This is a genomic window from Cupriavidus taiwanensis, assembly GCF_900250075.1.
GTDB lineage: Bacteria > Pseudomonadota > Gammaproteobacteria > Burkholderiales > Burkholderiaceae > Cupriavidus > Cupriavidus taiwanensis_C.
The window spans coordinates 993,299-1,011,688 of sequence record NZ_LT977070.1; the positions used below are offsets into that span (position 1 = coordinate 993,299).

General features: G+C 69.6%; 15 protein-coding genes. 9 read left to right on the forward strand and 6 right to left on the reverse strand.

From position 1 onward, the window contains the following. Positions 1 to 60 precede the first annotated feature (60 nt). The 3 genes from hutU to CBM2588_RS04650 form a co-directional block, all read right to left on the reverse strand. The gene (gene hutU, locus CBM2588_RS04640; protein WP_115679572.1) at positions 61 to 1,746 is read right to left on the reverse strand and encodes a urocanate hydratase; all 1,686 of its coding nucleotides are present in this window, start codon (positions 1,744 to 1,746) and stop codon (positions 61 to 63) included. A gap of 273 nt (positions 1,747 to 2,019) precedes the next feature. Next, on the reverse strand, positions 2,020 to 2,721 hold the full coding sequence (gene hutC, locus CBM2588_RS04645; RefSeq protein WP_172583605.1) for a histidine utilization repressor: 702 nt from the start codon (positions 2,719 to 2,721) through the stop codon (positions 2,020 to 2,022). A 111-nt stretch (positions 2,722 to 2,832) separates the two neighbouring features. Next, on the reverse strand, positions 2,833 to 6,219 hold the full coding sequence (locus CBM2588_RS04650) for a diguanylate cyclase (protein WP_115681390.1): 3,387 nt from the start codon (positions 6,217 to 6,219) through the stop codon (positions 2,833 to 2,835). A gap of 376 nt (positions 6,220 to 6,595) precedes the next feature. On the opposite strand from CBM2588_RS04650, the gene CBM2588_RS04655 reads away from it, so the two are divergent. Both CBM2588_RS04655 and CBM2588_RS04660 read left to right on the forward strand, forming a co-directional pair. After that, positions 6,596 to 7,024, forward strand: coding sequence for a nuclear transport factor 2 family protein (locus tag CBM2588_RS04655; RefSeq protein ID WP_115679574.1), 429 nt, complete (start codon positions 6,596 to 6,598; stop codon positions 7,022 to 7,024). 98 nt (positions 7,025 to 7,122) lie between these two features. Then, positions 7,123 to 8,010 (forward strand): c-type cytochrome, encoded by an 888-nt coding sequence (locus CBM2588_RS04660; RefSeq protein ID WP_115679575.1) that lies wholly within the window; start codon positions 7,123 to 7,125, stop codon positions 8,008 to 8,010. On the opposite strand, the gene CBM2588_RS04665 is transcribed toward CBM2588_RS04660, so the two are convergent. Further along, positions 8,007 to 9,110 carry an acyltransferase family protein gene (locus tag CBM2588_RS04665; RefSeq protein ID WP_115679576.1) on the reverse strand — a complete coding sequence of 368 codons (1,104 nt, stop codon included), beginning with the start codon at positions 9,108 to 9,110 and terminating at the stop codon, positions 8,007 to 8,009. The genes CBM2588_RS04660 and CBM2588_RS04665 overlap by 4 nt on opposite strands. 320 nt (positions 9,111 to 9,430) lie before the next feature. Here CBM2588_RS04665 and CBM2588_RS04670 point away from each other — a divergent pair, with 320 nt between their 5' ends. The 3 genes from CBM2588_RS04670 to CBM2588_RS04680 all read left to right on the forward strand — a co-directional run bounded on the left by CBM2588_RS04670 (position 9,431) and on the right by CBM2588_RS04680 (position 12,657). Continuing rightward, a complete protein-coding gene (locus CBM2588_RS04670) occupies positions 9,431 to 9,895 on the forward strand; it encodes a (2Fe-2S)-binding protein (protein WP_115679577.1) in 465 nt (154 codons plus the stop codon). Positions 9,896 to 9,910: 15 nt separating this feature from the next. After that, complete coding sequence (locus CBM2588_RS04675) at positions 9,911 to 12,169, forward strand: xanthine dehydrogenase family protein molybdopterin-binding subunit (RefSeq protein WP_115679578.1); 2,259 nt, start codon at positions 9,911 to 9,913, stop codon at positions 12,167 to 12,169. Between the two features lie 206 nt (positions 12,170 to 12,375). Then, positions 12,376 to 12,657: an ArsR family transcriptional regulator gene (locus CBM2588_RS04680; protein WP_115681392.1), complete on the forward strand. Its 282-nt coding sequence runs from the start codon at positions 12,376 to 12,378 to the stop codon at positions 12,655 to 12,657. A gap of 66 nt (positions 12,658 to 12,723) precedes the next feature. Here the strand turns inward: CBM2588_RS04680 and CBM2588_RS04685 are convergent, their stop codons facing one another. Continuing rightward, a complete protein-coding gene (locus CBM2588_RS04685) occupies positions 12,724 to 13,155 on the reverse strand; it encodes a hypothetical protein (RefSeq protein ID WP_115679579.1) in 432 nt (143 codons plus the stop codon). A 408-nt stretch (positions 13,156 to 13,563) separates the two neighbouring features. On the opposite strand from CBM2588_RS04685, the gene CBM2588_RS04690 reads away from it, so the two are divergent. After that, positions 13,564 to 14,523: a hypothetical protein gene (locus CBM2588_RS04690; RefSeq protein ID WP_439897425.1), complete on the forward strand. Its 960-nt coding sequence runs from the start codon at positions 13,564 to 13,566 to the stop codon at positions 14,521 to 14,523. Here the strand turns inward: CBM2588_RS04690 and CBM2588_RS04695 are convergent. After that, entirely contained in the window at positions 14,520 to 15,239 is a 720-nt protein-coding gene (locus CBM2588_RS04695; RefSeq protein ID WP_115679580.1) for a TetR/AcrR family transcriptional regulator, read from the reverse strand. The two genes, CBM2588_RS04690 and CBM2588_RS04695, sit on opposite strands and share 4 nt — an antisense overlap. A gap of 185 nt (positions 15,240 to 15,424) precedes the next feature. On the opposite strand from CBM2588_RS04695, the gene CBM2588_RS04700 reads away from it, so the two are divergent. From CBM2588_RS04700 to CBM2588_RS04710, 3 genes are all read left to right on the forward strand, one after another. Then, a complete protein-coding gene (locus CBM2588_RS04700; RefSeq protein ID WP_306437236.1) occupies positions 15,425 to 15,778 on the forward strand; it encodes a hypothetical protein in 354 nt (117 codons plus the stop codon). Positions 15,779 to 15,929: 151 nt separating this feature from the next. Continuing rightward, positions 15,930 to 16,727, forward strand: coding sequence for a citryl-CoA lyase (locus CBM2588_RS04705; protein ID WP_115679581.1), 798 nt, complete (start codon positions 15,930 to 15,932; stop codon positions 16,725 to 16,727). Continuing rightward, positions 16,724 to 18,370 (forward strand): class I adenylate-forming enzyme family protein, encoded by a 1,647-nt coding sequence (locus tag CBM2588_RS04710; protein WP_115679582.1) that lies wholly within the window; start codon positions 16,724 to 16,726, stop codon positions 18,368 to 18,370. Before CBM2588_RS04705 ends, CBM2588_RS04710 begins: the two co-directional genes overlap by 4 nt. Positions 18,371 to 18,390 lie beyond the last annotated feature (20 nt).

The following is an 18,390-nucleotide window of genomic DNA, read 5'->3' on the forward strand; positions in this document are numbered from 1 at the left end:
TCCGGGCGCGCGTGGCGCGGCCCGGACGGGTTGGCAATTGCCAGGCTCTTGCCGGCCCGATCAGCCGCGCAGCATCGGCAGGTCCAGGCCCTGCTCGCGCGCGCAGTCGACGGCGATCTGGTAGCCGGCGTCGGCATGGCGCATCACGCCGGTGGCGGGGTCGTTGTGCAGCACGCGGGCGATGCGCGCGGCGGCTTCATCGGTGCCGTCGCAGACGATCACCACGCCGGAATGCTGCGAGAAGCCCATGCCCACGCCGCCGCCGTGGTGCAGCGAGACCCAGGTCGCGCCGCTGGCGGTGTTCAGCAGCGCGTTCAGCAGCGGCCAGTCGGAGACGGCATCCGAGCCGTCCTGCATGGCCTCGGTCTCGCGGTTGGGGCTGGCGACCGAGCCCGAGTCCAGGTGGTCGCGGCCGATCACGACCGGCGCCGACAGCTCGCCGCTGCGGACCATCTCGTTGAACGCCAGGCCCAGCTTGGCGCGCAGGCCCAGGCCGACCCAGCAGATGCGCGCCGGCAGGCCCTGGAAGCTGATGCGCTCGCGCGCCATGTCGAGCCAGCGGTGCAGGTGCTCGTCATCGGGGATCAGTTCCTTGACCTTGGCGTCGGTCTTGTAGATGTCCTGCGGATCGCCCGACAGCGCGGCCCAGCGGAACGGGCCGATGCCGCGGCAGAACAGCGGGCGGATATACGCGGGCACGAAGCCGGGGAAGTCGAAGGCATTGGCCACGCCTTCTTCCTTGGCCATCTGGCGGATGTTGTTGCCGTAGTCGAAGGTCGGCACGCCCAGCTTCTGGAAATCCAGCATGGCTTGCACATGCGCGGCCATCGAGGCCTTGGCGGCCTTCACCACCACGGCCGGCTCGCGCTGGGCGCGCTCGCGGTATTCGTCCCAGCTCCAGCCGGCGGGCAGGTAGCCGTTGAGCGGGTCGTGCGCGCTGGTCTGGTCGGTGACCATGTCGGGGCGCACGCCGCGGCGCACCAGTTCGGGCAGCACTTCGGCGGCGTTGGCGCACAGCGCGATCGAGATCGCCTTGCCTTGCGAGGTGTAGCGGTCGATGCGGGCCAGCGCGTCGTCCAGGTCAGTGGCCTGTTCGTCGACGTAGCGGGTCTTCAGGCGGAAATCGATGCGGCTCTGCTGGCATTCGATATTGAGCGAGCAGGCGCCGGCCAGCGTCGCGGCCAGCGGCTGCGCGCCGCCCATGCCGCCCAGGCCCGCGGTCAGCACCCAGCGGCCCTTCAGGTCGCCGTGGTAGTGCTGGCGGCCGGCTTCGACGAAAGTCTCATACGTGCCCTGCACGATGCCCTGGCTGCCGATGTAGATCCAGCTGCCGGCGGTCATCTGGCCGTACATGGCCAGGCCCTTGGCGTCGAGCTCGTTGAAGTGTTCCCAGTTGGCCCAGTGGGGAACCAGGTTGGAGTTGGCGATCAGCACGCGGGGGGCGTCGCGGTGGGTGCGGAACACGCCGACCGGCTTGCCCGATTGCACCAGCAGGGTCTGGTCGTCTTCCAGGCGGGTCAGGGCTTCGACGATGCGGTCATAGCATTCCCAGTTGCGCGCGGCGCGGCCGATGCCGCCGTAGACCACCAGTTCCTTCGGGTTCTCCGCGACCTCGGGATCGAGGTTGTTCATCAGCATGCGCAGCGGCGCTTCGGTCAGCCAGCTTTTCGCCGTCAGCGTGGTGCCGCGCGGGGCGCGGATTTCGGTGTCGCGGAAACGCGTGGATTGGGTGGGGGTCTGGGTCACGGGAAACTCCTTCGGTCTTGCGGGTCTGGAACGCGCGCTTCGGTCAACGCATAGGCATGTATATTCCTGTATATACAAGTTGGGTTGAATCGGGGTATTCCCGAGGGGCGTTCGTTGCAATTGTGCTGTTTGGGGCGCTTATGCGCGCCCGACCGGCCGCAGTCGGCGTACAACCGCCTGCTCGATTACCTGGAGCCGAGAGGCAGCGCGGCGACGGTAGTCGTGATCACGATCCGCGCAGCGTAAGGGCCAGCGCGCCGGCCGCTGCAAGGATCAGGACGTGAACCGGCCTTCCAGCCGATGCAGCGAACCGGGATGCACCAGCCGCACCGACGTCACCACCCGGCCGGCGGACCAGGTGCGGCGGCGGATCAGCAGGCACGGCTCGCCGCGTTCGATGGCGAGCAGTTCGCACTCTTCCGCCAGCGCCAGCACGGCCTCGACCACGTGCTCGCCCTCGGTCAGCGGGGCGATGCGCGACAGGTACTGGTAAGGGGTTTCGCTGGTGAAATCCTGCGCCAGGTAGTCCGGGGCGACCACGGCGTTGACATAGCGGTCTTCCAGCTGGATCGCCACGTCGTCCTCGTAGTGGACGATCACCGAATGGAACACCCGCGCCTCCAGTGCGACCTCCAGTGCCGCGGCCTGCGCCGGACCGGCGCGCTCGGCCGCCAGGCTGACCACGCGGGCGCGATGGCGGTGCCCGCGCGCGGCGATGTCGTCGGCGATATTGTTGACCGCATACAGCGCGGTGCGCCGCTTGGGTTCGGCAACGAAGGTGCCGACGCCCTGCAGCCGCACCAGCATGCCCTCGGCGGTCAGCTCGCGCAGCGCGCGGTGCACGGTCATGCGGCTGACGCCGAGCGCCTCGACCAGCTCGGTCTCGGACGGCACGCGGTGATGGGGCGGCCAGCTGCCGTCAGCAATCCGGCTGCTGATGTGCTGCTTGACGCGCGCATAAAGCGGCGCCGGCATCGGGTCGGACACGAGCGACAACGGGTTCCCCTTGGTTTCGGCCAGGCGGCCAGGTGGCCACGCGGACAGGCGCCGAATGTATCACGGCCGCTGCGTGGGCAGTCCGGCGGGCTATGAGGCCTGCGCGTTGCGCTGCGCGTATCCGGCCAGGAATACGTCCAGCGCCACCGGCCGCCCGATCGCATAGCCCTGCGCGTAATCCACGCCGATCGCGCGCAGCGCATCGAGGGTGCGTTCGTCCTCGACCCATTCCGCCACCGTGCGCACGCCCAGCCGGTGCCCGATGTCGTTGATCGAGCTGACGATCTCGCGGTCCACCGCGTTGTCGGCGAGCTGCCGGATAAAGCTGCCGTCGATCTTGAGGAAGTCCACCGGGAACTGCTTCAGGTAGGCGAACGACGACAGGCCCGAGCCGAAGTCGTCCAGCGACACCGTGCAGCCGGCGCGCCGCATCTCGGCCACCAGGCGGTTGGCCGCGGCCATGTTGTTGATCAGCGCGGTTTCGGTGATCTCCAGACGGATGCGATCGGCGGGCAGCGCGCTGGCTTCGAGCTCGGCATGCAGGAACGGCAGCAGGAAGGGCTCGCCCAGCGAGTTGGCCGACAGGTTGATCGATACCGACAGCCCCGGCACCGCGCGCAGCCGCTCGCCGTAGCCGCGCAGCACGTTGCGGATGACCCAGCGGTCGACATGGCCCATCAGGTCGTAGCGCTCGGCGGCGGGAATGAAGGCGCCGGGCAGGATCAGTTCGCCGTGCTCGTCGACCATGCGCACCAGGATCTCGATATGGCGATGGCCGCTGCCGTCTTCGCCCGGTTCCGGCTGCAGCGCGCGGATCTCCTGCGCGAACAGGCGGAAACGGTTGGCTTCCAGCGCCGAATGGATGCCGGCGGCGACTTCCAGCTCGCGGTGGTGGCGGCGCGCGTCGCTCTCGTCGCGGCGGTAGACCGAGACCCGGCTGCGGCCCGCCGCCTTGGCCGCATAACAGGCCACGTCGGCACGGCTCATCAGCTCGCTGACCGGCGGCACGTCGAGGTCGATGGCGGCAATGCCGATGCTGGCGCCGACGTCGTACACGCGCCCCTCCCACGGGAAGCGGCGCCCGCGGATGGCGTCGATCACGCCCTGGCAGACCTGCTCGGCCTGGTCGACGGTGCAGTCCTTGAGCAGCAGCGCGAACTCGTCGCCGCCCAGGCGCGCCAGCACGTCGTCCGGTCGCACATGGTTGCGGATCATGTAGCCCAGCTCGCGCAGCAGCACGTCGCCGGCGCCGTGGCCGGCGGTGTCGTTGACGATCTTGAAGCGGTCCAGGTCGATAAAGCACAGCGCCGCGCGATGGCCATGCAGCCGCGCCGCGTCGCACGACTCGCGCAGGCGCTTCTCGAACCAGGTGCGGTTGGGCAGGCCGGTCAGCGCATCGTGCATGGCCGAGCGCGCCAGCTCGCGCTGCAGCGCGCGCGCTGCGGTGATGTCCTGGAACACCAGCACCGCCCCCAGCACCTCGCCGCGCGCGGTCAGCACCGGCGCGGCCGAATCCTGCACGTCGTGGCGCTCGCCGGTCAGGCTCTGCAGCACCGCGCCTTCCTGCAGGTAGGCCGGCGTCAGCGTGCGCAGGCAGGCCTCGACCGGGCTCGGGATGGGCTCGCCGGTGCCTTCGTCGACGATGCGGAAGACCCGTTCCAGCGGCAGCCCGGTGGCGGCGGCCATGGTCCAGCCGGTCAGCTGTTCCGCGATCGGATTCATGAAGGTCACGTGCATGGTGGCGTCGGTGCAGATCACCGCATCGCCGATCGAGCGCAGCGTGATATGCAGGCGCTCCTTCTCCTCGAACAGCGCCTCGGTCAGCCGGCGCTGCTCGGTGATGTCCCAGTTGGTGCCGACCAGCGCCTGGGCGGTGCCGTCGGCGCCGCGGGTCGCCATCGCCATGGCGCGCACGTGGCGCACCTCGCCGCCCGGGCGCACGATGCGGTATTCGGTGTCGAAGGCGGCCTCGCCGCGGATGGCGCGGCGCATCTCGCCACGCACGCGGCTGGCATCGTCGGGGTGCAGCAGCGCGATCCATTGCTCCGACAGCGGCGCGCCGCCGGCCGGGTCGGTGCCGTGCAGCGCATGCATGCGCGCATCCCAGGTGATGCCGGCGCTGGCCAGGTCCCATTCCCAGATGCCCACGCCGCCGGCCTCGACCGCCAGCTGGATGCGCCGCGACAGCCGTTCCAGCTCGTGCTGTGCCAGCTTGCGCGCGTGGATGTCTTCCACCTGCGTGATGAAGTGCTGCGGCTCGCCGGTCTGCTCGTCGCGCACCAGCGAGACCGCCAGCAGCACCCAGCGGTAGTGGCCGTCCTTGTGGCGGTAGCGCTTCTCCAGGCGATAGGCCTCGACCTTGCCCGACAACAGGTTGGCCACCTGGCGCAGGTCGCCGGTCAGGTCGTCGGGGTGGGTCAGCTGCTGGTAGCTCAGCTCGCGCAGCTCGGCCGCGCTGTAGCCGAGCAGCTCCGTCATGGCGCGGTTGACGGTCTGCCAGCGGCCGTCCATGTCGACCAGCGCCATGCCGATGGCCGAATGCTCCATGGCCTGGCGAAAGCGCTTGTCGCTGCTGCGCAGGCTGGCGCGGCCGTGCCGGTTCTGCTCGGTCAGGTAGGCGATGCAGACCGGCAGCACCATGATCACCGCGGCGGACAGCGGCACCGCTTCATGGCGGTGCGACAGCAGCATCAGCGCCTGCAGGCACAGCGTGGCCACCAGCGCCAGCAGCGCGGTGGCAAAAGGGTTGCCGGCCAGCGCCAGCAGCACCAGCGGCAGCGACATCGCGGCGAACGGGTCGTGCCCCTGCCATTGCGCCAGGGAGCCGATGGCCAGGCTCAGCGCCAGCGCGCCCGCCTGCGGCGCCAGCATCGGCCGCGCCGCGGCGGCGCGCACGCGCACCGCGGTCATCGACAGCATCAGCGGCAGCAGCAGCGCCATACCCAGCGCGCTGGCCTGCCACCAGGTCCACCACACCGGCGCGAAGCGGCTGCCCGCGACCGCGGCGATGGCCGCCGCGCCGGCGGTGGCCCCCACCGTCGGCGCCAGGATACCGCCAACCGCCAGCATCACCGCGAACGCGGCCAGCGGGCCGTGGCGTCCGGTCACGCCATGCCGGTCCAGCAGGCGCAACAGCAGCAGCGCGGACAGTATCTCCGCCAGATTGGCGCCGGTCAGCAGCAGCGCCGTGCCGGCGCTGTCGCCGGCGCCGTGGTTGGCCAGCACGCTGGCCACCAGCATGCCGGCCAGCAGCCACGGCGCCTCCGCGCGCGGCCGCTGCAGCAGCAGGCCCAGCCCGAACGCGTTGGGCAGCCACACCGAGGCCACGGTACCGGGCAGCCGCGCCAGCCAAAGCGCCGCCGCCGCCAGCACGAAATAGCAGGCGCCGGCCAGCAGCAAGGGCAGCCATCGGCGCGGCGCGGCGGAAGGGGCTGGAGCGGCCGGGTGCTGGCTCGGCGGGGCCGTATCGGGCGTCATGGACGAGATCGAGGCAAAGGCGGTGCGATGCGGTGGGAGGGAGGCGGCATGCCCGGCGCGGCCCGGCGGCATGCCCCCGGGAACGCCCGGACAGACTGCCGCCCAGCGTAGGGGCAATGTAGCGAGGATAAGCGCGTGGCCATCGGCAGGACAGGGGGCAGGTTGGGGGTTACTTGCCTCTGGTGTTGGGGGCGATTTTTTGGTAGGGGATGCAATTCCGGCGCGAGCCGGCCGGTCCGGGCTGCCGCATGCCTCGCCGATCTGCCTTGCGATAACCTCCCCGGTAATCGCGCCGCCGCGCCCGCGCGCCGATCATGCAGCCATGGCCTGACGCCAGGCCCCGAGAGCCTGACCACCAACCCCCAAGGAGAATGCCATGTCCGCTGCCACCCAGTCCCACCAGGCTGAACACGCCGCCACCCAGTCCCACCAGGCTGAACACGCCGCCACCCTTGCCGACCGCTACCTCGCCGCCTGGAACGAGACCGATGCCGCGCGCCGGCGCGAGCTGATCGCGGCGGCGTGGACGGAAACGGCTTGCTATGTCGATCCGCTGATGCGGGGCGACGGCCATGCCGGCATCGACGCGATGATCGCCGCGGTGCAGGCCAAGTTTCCCGGTTTTCGCTTCACCCGCGTCAGCCCGGTCGATGCGCACGGGGAGCACCTGCGCTTTACCTGGGAACTGGGCCCCGCCGGCGAAGCGGCGCTGGTGGTCGGCACCGACTTTGCCACGGTGTCGGCCGACGGCCGGCTGGCGCGCATGACCGGATTTATCGACCGCGCCCCGGCCGGGCTGGCCTGAATGCCGCCGGCGCTGCGCTATGTTGCCTTTCCCACCGACAGCCCCCGGGGCACTGGCCGCAAGCTGCGGCATCCAGTGCGGCGGACAGGGGAAGGCAAATGGCGCGGGTTCTGCGGATGGCGGCATGGGGGCTTGCCGGCACGGCCGTCGTGGTGGCCGCGGCGGCGTACGGCGCGGCATGGGTCGGGGAGCGCAAGGCACAGCGCGTGGTGGAAGTCCCGGTCGCCCCCGTTGCCATCCGCGAGGATCCCGCCGCGATCGCCCACGGCAAGTACCTGTATGAATCGCGCGGCTGCATGGAATGCCATGGCGCCGGCGGGGGCGGCAAGCAGGTGATCGACGACCCCGGCGGCCTGCGTGTGCGCGCGCCGGACCTGACCCGCGCCAACCCGGCCATCGCCGCCTACCAGCCGGTGGACTGGGTGCGCAGCATCCGCCATGGCGTGGCGCCCTCGCTGCGCCCGCTGCAGGTCATGCCCAGCGAAGACTACAACCGCCTCAGCGACGAGGACCTCGGCGCGCTGATCGGCTACCTGCGCAGCCTGCCCGCGGCGATGGGCGCGCCCGCCGAGATCACCATGCCATGGCTGGTGCGCGCGCTGTATGGCGTGGGGGTGGTGCAGGACGCGGCTTCGAAGATCGACCACAGCCTGCCGGCGCAGGCGGCGATGGCGCCCGAGCCGACGCCGCGCTATGGCGCCTACGTGGCCAATGTCTGCCTGGGATGCCACGGGCCGGCGTTCCGGGGCGGCAAGATCCCTGGGGCGCCGCCCGACTGGCCCGCGGCCGCCGACCTGCGCCCGGTGCCCGGCGGCGCCATGGCGCGCTACCGCGAGCCTGCGGCGTTCATCGAGATGATGCGCAGCGGCAAGCGGCCCGACGGCACCGCGCTCAGCCGGGTGATGCCGTTCGATTCCTTCGGGCGCATGAACGATACCGAACTGACCGCCTTGTACCTGTTCCTGGCCGGTCTGCCGCAACGCTAGCCGCGTGCCAGCCGGCGCCCGGCCGCGATGCCGGGCAGCTCGACCCAGCGGTGCAGCAGCCAGGCCAGCGCCAGCGCCAGGCCGGCGTCGATGGCAAAGCGCAGCAACTGCATGGCGGTCTGGTCCGCGCCCAGCTCGGGCATCAGGCGCTTGACCGCTTCGATCACGGTGGGATGGGTCAGGTAGAGGGCGTAGGACAGCTCGCCCAGCCAGATAAGTGCGCGCGGCACGCGCAGCATGCCGGTGTGCTCGGCGGCGACCACCCCGGCCACCAGCAGCGCCGCCGGCAGGCCGCGTCCCGCCAGGCTGAAATCCGGTCCCACCAGAGGCAGCGACAGCGCGAACGCCGCGCTGCCGATTGCCAGCATTGCCAGCGCGGACGCCGGCGTCAGCAAGTGGCGCCAGCGCGCGTAGGTCCATGCCAGCCCGCAGCCCAGCAGGAATTCGAGCACCAGCGGATTGCTGACCATGGCCAGCCACGGTGAAGCGAACGCATAGCCCTGGGCGGGATCGGCCACCAGCGTGCCGAAGCGCCACCACGGCAGCACCAGCGTGAACAGCGCGAACACCCCCAGCACCACCAGCAGCGCGCGCCGCCCGGCCACCAGCAGCCCGAGCGCAAACACCGCGTAGAACGCCAGTTCGTAGTTGAGCGACCAGCCCACGTACAGCGCCGGATAGCCATAGTAGGGCGCATGGCTGGTGGATGTCGGCAGGAACGCCAGCGACGCGGCGAACAGGGCCGGCGTGACCGGGTTGAGCAGCAGCGCGTGGATGGCCGACATGGTCCAGTACGGCGGCGCCAGCCGGCACAGGCGCCGGACCATGAAGCTGAGCGGACGCTCCGGCCTGGGCCGCGCCAGCACCGCGACCCAGGCGATGATGAAGCCGCTGATGACGAAGAACACATCGACGCCCACATGGCCGCGCTTGATCACGTTGTGGGTCAGCCAGTTCAGCACCGGCGCGTTGGCGCCGCCCAGCGTGAGCCCGGAGTGGTAGAGCAGCACCATGGCGGCGGCCAGTCCGCGCAGGGCCTGGATGCTGTCGAGCCGCGCTATCGAAGGTGACGATGCGGTGCGAGTGCGGGCCGCTGGCAAGGCGGTCGTGCCGGGCGCGGCAGCGGTGTTCGGAGCCGAGGCCGTGCCGGCTGCGGGAAACGAATTTTCTGGAATAGTCGATGGCACTGTTTCAGCGGCGGGAATCCGATCACACCGGAATCCCGTCGGGATGGCAAGGCAATCCATGAGGGACAGCCGTTCGTTGCACAAAGTTCGTGCAACCGGCGATGACGGGCACGTTAGTGCGCAAAGCGCCCGGCAAGGTGCCGCAAATTGCACTATCCTCACTTGTCCGTTGCGCCAGGCTGCGGCGCACAGGCAATGACCAGCGGGCAACGTACCCAAGGAGTGTCCCCCAAATGACCACCCTCTCCATCAACGTCAACGGCAAGACCCGTGAAGTCGACGTGGACCCGTCCACGCCGCTGCTGTGGGCGCTGCGCGACAACCTCGAAATGACCGGCACCAAGTTCGGCTGCGGCATGGCCGCGTGCGGTGCCTGCACCGTGCACGTCAACGGCCAGGCCACGCGCAGCTGCGTGACGCCGGCCTCGGCGGTCGCCGGGGCACGCATCACCACCATCGAAGGCATCGGCGCCGACCGCGTCGGGCGCGCCGTGATCGACGCCTGGCTCAAGCACGATGTCGCGCAGTGCGGCTACTGCCAGAACGGCCAGGTAATGAGCGCCGTCGGCCTGCTGCGCAGCAAGCCGCGGCCCACCGACGCCGACATCGACCAGGCCATGGCCGGCAACCTGTGCCGCTGCGGCACGTACCAGCGCATTCGCGCGGCGATCAAAGACGCCGCCCGTGCACTGGCCTGAGCGGGAGGAACCGATATGCGTATCCGAGGCATCGAAGCCCTGGCTGGCGGCCAGGCAGGCAACAGCGGCGAAGCGCGTGCCGACGCCGGCGTGGCGACGCTGGACCGCCGCAGTTTCTTGAAGCTGACGGGCCTGGCCGGCGGCGGGCTGGCGCTGGGCGTGGCACCGCTGGCGCAGGCCCAGGAGGGCGCCAAGCCCAAGGCGCCGCCGGCAGCGCCGCAGGCGTTCCTGATCATCGCACCCGACAACACCGTGACCGTAGCGGTGAACCGGCTCGAATTCGGCCAGGGCGTGCATACCGCGCTGCCGATGGCGCTGGCCGAAGAGCTGGATGCCGACTGGCGCAACGTGCGCGCGGCACTGGCCCCGGCGGGCGATCCGTACAAGGACCCCGGCTTCGGCATGCAGATGACCGGCGGTTCCACCGCGCTGAACCACTCGTTCCAGCAGTACCGCGAACTCGGCGCGCGCGCCCGCGCGATGCTGGTTGCGGCCGCGGCGCAGCGCTGGAAGGTCGACCCGTCCAGCTGCAAGGTGGAGCAGGGCGTGATCACGTCCGGCAGCCAGCGCGCCACCTTTGGCGAATTGGCGCCGGCGGCGATGGCGCTGCCGGTGCCCCAGCAGGTCACGCTGAAGGATCCGGCGCAGTTCCGCATCGTCGGCAAGCCCACGCCGCGGCTGGATGCGCGCGGCAAGATGGAAGCGACCACGCCGTTCGGCATCGACACGCAGCTCAAGGGCATGGTGGTTGCGGTGGTGGCGCGGCCGCCGCGCTTCGGCGGCAAGGTCAAAAGCTTCAGCGCCGACAAGGCCCGTGCGGTGCCGGGCGTGCGCGGCGTGCTGCAGGTGCCGGTCGACCGCGGCGGCAGCGGCGTGGCCGTGATCGCCAGCGGCTACTGGCCCGCCAAGATGGGCCGCGATGCGCTCGAGGTCCAGTGGGAGGACGCCGGCTCCAAAGTATCGTCGCAGGCCTTGTTCGATGAATACGCGAAGCTGGCCGGCCAGCCTGGCACGGTCGCGCGCGCGGGTGAGGGCGATATTGCCGCGGCGATCCAGCGTGCGCCGCGCAAGATCGAGGCCGACTTCCGCTTCCCGTACCTGGCGCACGCGCCGATGGAGCCGCTGAACTGCACGCTGCAGCCGGAGGTGGCCGGCGGCAAGGTGCAGTCGGTCAAGGTCTGGGTGGGCTCGCAGTTCCAGACCGTCGACCAGGCCGCGGTGGCCCGCACGCTGGGGCTGGCGCCGGACAAGGTGGTGCTCAACACCATGATGGCCGGCGGCGGCTTCGGCCGGCGCGCGGTGCCGACCTCCGACTACATCGTCGAAGCGGCCAACGTGCTCAAGGCCTGGGTCGCCGCGGGGCACACCGAGCCGCTCAAGGTGGTGTGGAGCCGCGAGGACGATATCCGCGGCGGCTACTACCGCCCGCTGCACCTGCACCGCGCCCGCATCGGCCTGGACGCGCAGGGCAAGGTGATGGGCTGGCAGCACACCATCGTCGGCCAGTCGATCCTGAAGGGCACGCCGTTCGAGCCCTTCATGGTCAAGAACGGCGTCGATGCGACCATGACCGAGGGCATTGTCGAGAACGACTACGACCTGCCGCTGGAGATGTCGGTGCACCACCCGCAGGTGGACGTGCCGGTGCTGTGGTGGCGCTCGGTCGGCAATACGCATACCGCCTTCGTCAAGGAAACGCTGGCCGACGAGATGGCCGCCGCCGCCAAGCAAGACCCGGTGGCATTCCGCCTGGCGCGGCTCGACGAAAAGAAGCACGCGCGCCATCGCGCCGCGTTGCAACTGGCGGTGGACAAGTCCGGCTACGGCAAGCGCAAGCTGCCCAAGGGACATGCCTGGGGCGTGGCGGTGCATGAGTCGTTCAGCACCGTGGTGGCCTATGTGGTCGACGTCTCGCTGGTGAAGGGCGAGCCGCGCGTGCATCGCGTCACCGCCGGCGTGCATGCCAACCGCGTGGTCAATCCGTTGTCGGCGGAAGCCCAGATCCAGGGTGCCTGCGTGTTCGGGCTGGCCATGACCCGGCCCGGGTTTGCCATCGAGATCGAGAACGGTGCGGTGAAGAACAGCAACTTCCCCGACTATCCGCCGCCGCGCATCACCGACGCGCCGGTGGTGGACGTGTTCTTCGTGCCGTCGCAGGACAACCCCACCGGTCTGGGCGAACCCGGCGTGCCGCCGATCGCGCCGGCGGTGGCCAATGCGCTGTTCACGCTGACCGGCAAGCGCCAGCGGCAATTGCCGTTTGTGATGGCCTGAGCGCGGCCAGGCGGTGCACTGGCGCTGTTGTAATCGCGCCCGTGCCCGCCCGGCCGTGGCAGCACCCTATTGCCTTTGCGGGGCGAGCCGCGTAGAACGGGGAAAACCGCGCGCGCCAGGCTGCGCGGCAAGAGTGACCCCCGCATCGCCCCCGACGCCGCGTATCGCGCTGCCCGGGCGCCGTGCCCGGAGACCGAGGTGTGATCATGGAGACCCAGGAAAGTACGCTGACGCTGGCGCTGATGACCCAGCCCGCGCGCATCTGCCGCGCGCTGCTCGATGCAGGCGAGGCCGGCCTGCCGGCCGCCGATCTGGCGCAGGTGGCGCAACTGAGCCTGGGGCGCGCCGGCCATGTGTTCTCGGAGCTGGTGCAGGCCGACGTGCTGGCGCTGTCGATTCAGGAGCGGCGGGTCTGCTACGTGCTGAAGGCGCGGCGCGCCGTTACCGAAGCGCTGGGCTATATCGACGCCAGCGGACTGGCCGACTGATACGGTAAAACGGGCCCCGCAGGGCCCGTTTGCATTGGCGCGGCGGCGTTCGCCGCGACCGCTGCGTCACTGCTTCGGCGCAGCCATCTCCTGCTTGGCCGCTGCATCCGCTGCCTTGTTCTCGACCTTGCGTTCCTGCTTGGCCGCGCCGACTTCGTCCTTGTATTCGCCCTTGGCCGCCTTTTTCTTCGCCTTGTATTCGGCGGCAGCCTCGCGGCGTGCCTCGCGGCGCTCGACCAGCGGGTCCTTCGGCGGCTGGATCTGGGTCACGCCGGGGGCGGTGCCCTGGCCCGCGGGGCTGGCCGCGGTGGCCGGCGCGGCAGGCGTTGCCGGGGTTGCGGGGGTTGCCGGCAGGCCCTGCGCGGCTGGGGTTGCCGGCGTGGCCGGGGTGGCAGGCGTGGCGGTCTGCGCGATGGCCGCGGCGCAGCTGAGGCCTGCCAGGCCTGCCGCAATCACGCTGGCGATTCGGGTATGGCGAGCGGGTTGTTTCGGATCCATGGAATACCTCCAGGGTTAGGGTCGGAAGCGCCGGCCCGGTCGGGGCCCGGCGCGACGTATGCCGCACATGCTGGCCTGGGCGGGCTTGCGGCGACAAGGCCAGTCTAGGCAGCGGCCAGGCATGGCGCTGTCGGGCAGGCGCCGATGCGACGCCGGAATTGCTCCTACAAGCGCACCGTCGCGGCCGCGCACACCGGTTTCAGGCGTCTTCCATTTCCTTTAATTCCGCGGCAAGAAGATTCACTTCTGCAGACGCGGCACTTCCGCCACCATGGCCCCCAGAAAGCGTGACGCGCGGTCCGCCAGCCTGGACCCGCTGCCGATGACGCTGTTGTCACGATGCTGATGTGGCGTGTGATGTAGCGTGTGATGTAGCGTGCAATGGCCCAGGACCGGATGAGGGAATCGATGCGAGCGCAAGGCCCCCTGGTGTTGATGTTGCTGGCCGGCCTTGCGGCCGCGCCGGTGCCCGCGCTGGCGCAGACCGAGCCGGCGTTCCGCGTGGTCGGCACCAATGTGCAGAAGCACGCCAGTGCGGTGCTGACGCTGATGTCGTTTGCGGTCGTACCGGACCTGGCGTCCAGCTCGCTTTCCATCAGCAGTGCCAGCACCGACAACCCTGACCTGACCCTGTGGCAGCTCGGCGGGGGCTTTACGCTGAGCCAGTCGTTTCCGCTCTATCTGGAAGGGTCGATCGCCTACAACCGCTACGACCCCGCCTTTGTCGCCTCCAACGGGCTGGAATCCCGCAAGCTGCCGGCCAAGTGGAACACCTTCGCCGGCACCGTTGGCGTCGGCTGGGATTTTCCGCTGATCCCAAGCAAGGAGCTGGTGTTCCGCCCCATCTTCAACGCTTCGCTCGGCCGCGTCGCCAGCGACCTGTCCATCGCCCAGTTCGCGGTCGAGCACAAGACCGATCGCGACATCGCCTTCCTCGAAGACGGCGTCATGAATGCCTATGGCCTGGGCGGATCGGTGATGCTCGACTGGGAAAGCCACCGCGACAACCGCGATATCGACGTGGAACTGCGCTATACCAACATCTACCTGCGCAGCTTCGGCGACTCGTCCGGCCTGGAGGCCTCGTCCGTGGCGCAGACCGCCAGCCTGTACGCGCGCTGGCGCGCGCCAACCGGGTTGCGCGCGCTCGACCGGCCGGTGCGCTACGTGCTGGAACTGTCGCACTCGCATTACCTCGGCAACCAGGCGGGTGCGCTGGGGTTCAACTACCTCACCACGCTGGGCACCGGCCTGGAACTCGACACCAGCGCCCACGAAGTGTTCGTGACCCGGATCCGCGCGGTGGTGCGCTATGTCTTCGGGAACAACGTCTCGGGGGTGTCGTTCGGGCTTGCCGCGAGCTTCTAGCCCTGCGCGCCTGTCCCGGCAGCGCCGGGGCTGCCGCTTCCGGGCACAGCCGACGGCGCGCCGGCATCGGCGGCCGGCACGATCACCGCAATGGCGTCACGCACCAGCGCATCGATCTCTGCGTCGTCCGGACGGATGCCGGTGGCCAGCGTACGGTGCAGCACGCTGGCCAGCACCATGCCATGGAACAGCCTGGCGCTGACCTCCGGGCTGGCCGAGAGCCGCGTGCCTGTGGCCTGCTGGCTGCCAAGGAAGGCCGCCACATAGGCGCAGGTCGCCGCCGGGCCGCGCGTATACCAGGCGTTCCCCAACGCGGGAAAGCGCCGCGATTCCGCGAAGATCAGCCGCAGGAACGCCAGGTGGCGTTCCTCCAGCAATGACCGCAGGAAGCTGTGGGCGATCTTGTCGAGCCCCTGCGCCGCATCGCAGTGCGACACATCCACGCCTTTCTCGGTCTTTTCCAGGAAGCGGTCGCACAGCCGCTCCACCACCGCCACGAACAAGCCGTCCTTGCCGCCGAAAAAACTGTAGACGTTGGTCTTGGAGCCCCCGCACGCCTTGACGATGTCGTCCAGGCTGACGCCGTCGTAGCCGTGTTCGAGAAACATATCGGCGGCGGTGCTCAGGATCAGCGCGCGCTTCTCTTCGCCACGGCGCGTCATGCGCTGGGGCGGGCGATGCGCAGAGTTGTCGGTAACGCTTTCGGGTGATGCCATCGGGTAGCCGGGAGTGACAAGGGACGGGCGCTGGGGCCTCGCGCAGTCTACCAAATGCCTGTGCGATCCCAGGGGCCGCCAAGCCGTCGCTCCTTTCTTCAAAAACTTTGATTGATACCTTCTGATTAATTTAGTACCGTACGGTACGGTTTTACTATATTCAGGCCGTGGGAGGCGCGCGGCAAGTGTCCCGCCTGACACAAGTTCTTCCTCAAATGGAAAAGGAGTATGTGATGAAAAAAGCATCGATTGGCGCAGCCCTGATGGTAGTGATGGCGGCCGGGGCGCAAGCCGCCGTGCGTGCCCCCGAGGTCTACACGAACGGTGGGCATTTCGCCCAGGCATTGCAGCGTTCGCAGTCGGGCCGCCTGGCTGACGAGCAGTTTCGCCGGATTGCCGTACGCAAGGCGGATCCGTTCACGGATGGCGCGCGGCAAATGGATCCGTTCACCGACGGCGCAGTGCGCCAGGTGGATTTGTTCACCGACGGCGCCCTCGCAAGCATCGGCAACACAGACCCGTTCACGGATGGCGCCTGACTGGCGAGCCGGGCCTGCACGCCGAAGGGCAGTGCCGGCCGCAAGTGACGACGGTGGGTGCGGGTTTACCGTTCTTGCGGAGCCTCGCACCTCCACCTAAAATAATTCGCATATCGCATTAGATTGCGCGTAGCGCAAAAATGGAGACGACGTGGCGGAGACGAAACACCCCCGGGCAGCCGGGCAGACCAGCATCGCGCAGGTGGATATCCACGGCGTGTCGGTACATGGCAAAGACCTGAGCGAGGCCCTGATCGGCAAGACCGGCTTCACTGCCTACTTCCTGTTCCTGCTCACCGGCCGCGAGCCCGACGCAAAGCTGGTGGCGATCACCGATGCCTGCCTCGTCGCGATCGCCGAGCATGGCCTGGTCCCCTCGGTGCAGGCCGCGCGCATGACGCTGGCCGCGGCGCCGGATGCGTTGCAGGGCGCAGTGGCGGCCGGCGTGCTGGGTTGCGGCTCGGTGATCCTGGGCGCATCGGAAAGCGCGGGCCAGCTGCTCGCGGAAGTGATTGCCGGCCGGGAACACGGCACGCTGGCCGAAAGCGCCAACTCGGTGGTCCGGGCCGTGCGCCAGGCGCGCAAGCCGCTGCCCGGCTTTGGCCATCCGACGCACAAGCTAGGGGATCCGCGCGCGCACCGGCTGCTGGCCATCGCGCGTGAGCTGGGCATCGCGGGCGACCACGTGGCCGCGCTGGAAGCGGTAGCCGCCGCCGTGCCCGAGCACTACAGCAAGCCCCTCCCGCTCAATGTTTCGGGCGCGATCCCCGCGGTCCTGCTGGACGCCGGCTATCCCGCCACCGCGCTCAAGGGCGTGCCGCTGCTGGCGCGCGTGGCCAGCCTGATCGCCCACCTGCAGGAGGAGCGCCGCCAGCCCATCGGCTTTATCCTGGCCGAGGCCGCCGAACACGCCATTGCCTACAGCGCCGCGCCGGCGCAAGCATCATGAACGCGCCCGCCAGCCACATCGGCACGATGGCGCCGCTCGACGTGCTCCGGCAGTACCCGGCGCACGACTTCACGCTGACTGGTTTCCTCGCGGCTCGCGTGGCGGCGCATCCGGACAAGCCGGCGTTGCTGTTCGAGGGCCAGGCCTGGAGCTATCGCGAGCTCGATGCGCGGATCGCAGGGACCGCGCAATGGCTGGCGCACGCCATGCATGTGCGCCGCGGCGACCGCGTCGGCGTGCTGTCCGCCAACCATCCGTCCACGGTCGTGCTGATGTTCGCGCTGGCGCGCCTGGGCGCGACCATGGTGCCGGCCAACCCGGAATACCGCCTGGACGAGGCGCTGTACGTGTTCGGGCATGCGCAGGTGTGCGGGCTGGTGTGCGCGCCGGCCACGCTGGCAACCGGCGCGGCCATTGCCCGCGCGCTCGGCGGCGAAGTCTGGCTGTGCGCCAACGAGCCCGGCGACCATGGCGTGCCGACGCTGGCGCAGTCGATGGCGGCGAACGCCGGTGAGTTTGCCGACGAACTTGCCGACCACGGCAGCGAGCGGGACACCGCGCTGATCATCTATACCTCCGGCACCACGGGCTTTCCCAAGGGTGCGATGCACAGCCACCGCGGCTATGTGCTGACCGCCGAAGCCTTCGTCGGCCGGCTGCAGCTGCAGCCCGACGAGCGCGTGATGTGCGTGATGCCGCTGTTCCATATCAATGCGCTGATGTACTCGGTGGGCGGGGCGCTGGCATGCGGCGGCTGCCTGGTGCTGATGCGCAGGTTCTCGGCGTCGTCGTTCTGGCGCTTTGCCGCCGAGACCGGCGCGACGGAGGTGAACCTGGTGGCGGCGGCCGGCAGCATCCTGGCCCGGCGCCCGCGGACCGAGTTCGTGCCCGCTCACCGTATCACCAAGATGTTTATCGCGCCGCAGACCGAGGAAATGGTGCGCGTGATGAAGCAGGAGTTCCACGTGCCGCGCCTGATCGAATGCTATGGCATGACGGAAATCCCGGGGGTGATCGCCAATCCGTTCGACGGCCCGCACAAGCTCGGCACCATGGGCCTGATCTCGCCGCATCCGGATCCGGCGGTGCCGCTGCCGCAGGCCCGCATCGTCGACGACGAGGGCGGCGAGGTGGCTCCCGGCGCCGAGGGCGAACTGCTGATCCGCACGCCCACGCTGATGCAAGGCTACTACCGCGACCCGGCGCAGACCGAGGCGGCGTTCCGCGACGGCTGGTTCGCCACCGGCGACCTGGTGCGCCAGGACGAGGACGGCTACTACGTCTTTGTCGCGCGCAAGAAGGATGTGATCCGGCGCAAGGGCGAGAACGTGTCGGGCGCCGAGCTCGACCGCATCTTCGGCGAACACCCGGCGGTGGAAGAGGCGGCGGCCATCGGCGTGCCGGCGGAGCTTGGCGAGGAAGAGATCCTGCTGGCGGTGCAGTTCCGCCCGGGCCAGTCGGCCGATGCGGCTGAACTGCTCGACTGGGCGCGCGGCCGCCTGGCCGTGCACAAGCTGCCGCGTTATATCGCCAGCGTCGAGGCGATCCCCCACACGCCAACGCACAAGCCCGCCAAGCACAAGCTGAAGGCCGACCGGACACTGCTGGCGCGCGCGGTGGATCTGTCAGCCACGGGCCAATAGGCGCGAACCAAGGAGACAAC

What these genes read in the sequence shown, in the direction of transcription:
- hutC (WP_172583605.1), bottom strand. Translation starts at nt 2,721, where the DNA reads ATGCCGGCGCCGCTTTATGCGCGCGTCAAGCAGCACATCAGCAGCCGG.
- CBM2588_RS04650 (WP_115681390.1), bottom strand. Translation starts at nt 6,219, where the DNA reads ATGACGCCCGATACGGCCCCGCCGAGCCAGCACCCGGCCGCTCCAGCC.
- CBM2588_RS04655 (WP_115679574.1), top strand. Translation starts at nt 6,596, where the DNA reads ATGTCCGCTGCCACCCAGTCCCACCAGGCTGAACACGCCGCCACCCAG.
- CBM2588_RS04660 (WP_115679575.1), top strand. Translation starts at nt 7,123, where the DNA reads ATGGCGCGGGTTCTGCGGATGGCGGCATGGGGGCTTGCCGGCACGGCC.
- CBM2588_RS04670 (WP_115679577.1), top strand. Translation starts at nt 9,431, where the DNA reads ATGACCACCCTCTCCATCAACGTCAACGGCAAGACCCGTGAAGTCGAC.
- CBM2588_RS04675 (WP_115679578.1), top strand. Translation starts at nt 9,911, where the DNA reads ATGCGTATCCGAGGCATCGAAGCCCTGGCTGGCGGCCAGGCAGGCAAC.
- CBM2588_RS04680 (WP_115681392.1), top strand. Translation starts at nt 12,376, where the DNA reads ATGGAGACCCAGGAAAGTACGCTGACGCTGGCGCTGATGACCCAGCCC.
- CBM2588_RS04685 (WP_115679579.1), bottom strand. Translation starts at nt 13,155, where the DNA reads ATGGATCCGAAACAACCCGCTCGCCATACCCGAATCGCCAGCGTGATT.
- CBM2588_RS04690 (WP_439897425.1), top strand. Translation starts at nt 13,564, where the DNA reads ATGCGAGCGCAAGGCCCCCTGGTGTTGATGTTGCTGGCCGGCCTTGCG.
- CBM2588_RS04695 (WP_115679580.1), bottom strand. Translation starts at nt 15,239, where the DNA reads ATGGCATCACCCGAAAGCGTTACCGACAACTCTGCGCATCGCCCGCCC.
- CBM2588_RS04710 (WP_115679582.1), top strand. Translation starts at nt 16,724, where the DNA reads ATGAACGCGCCCGCCAGCCACATCGGCACGATGGCGCCGCTCGACGTG.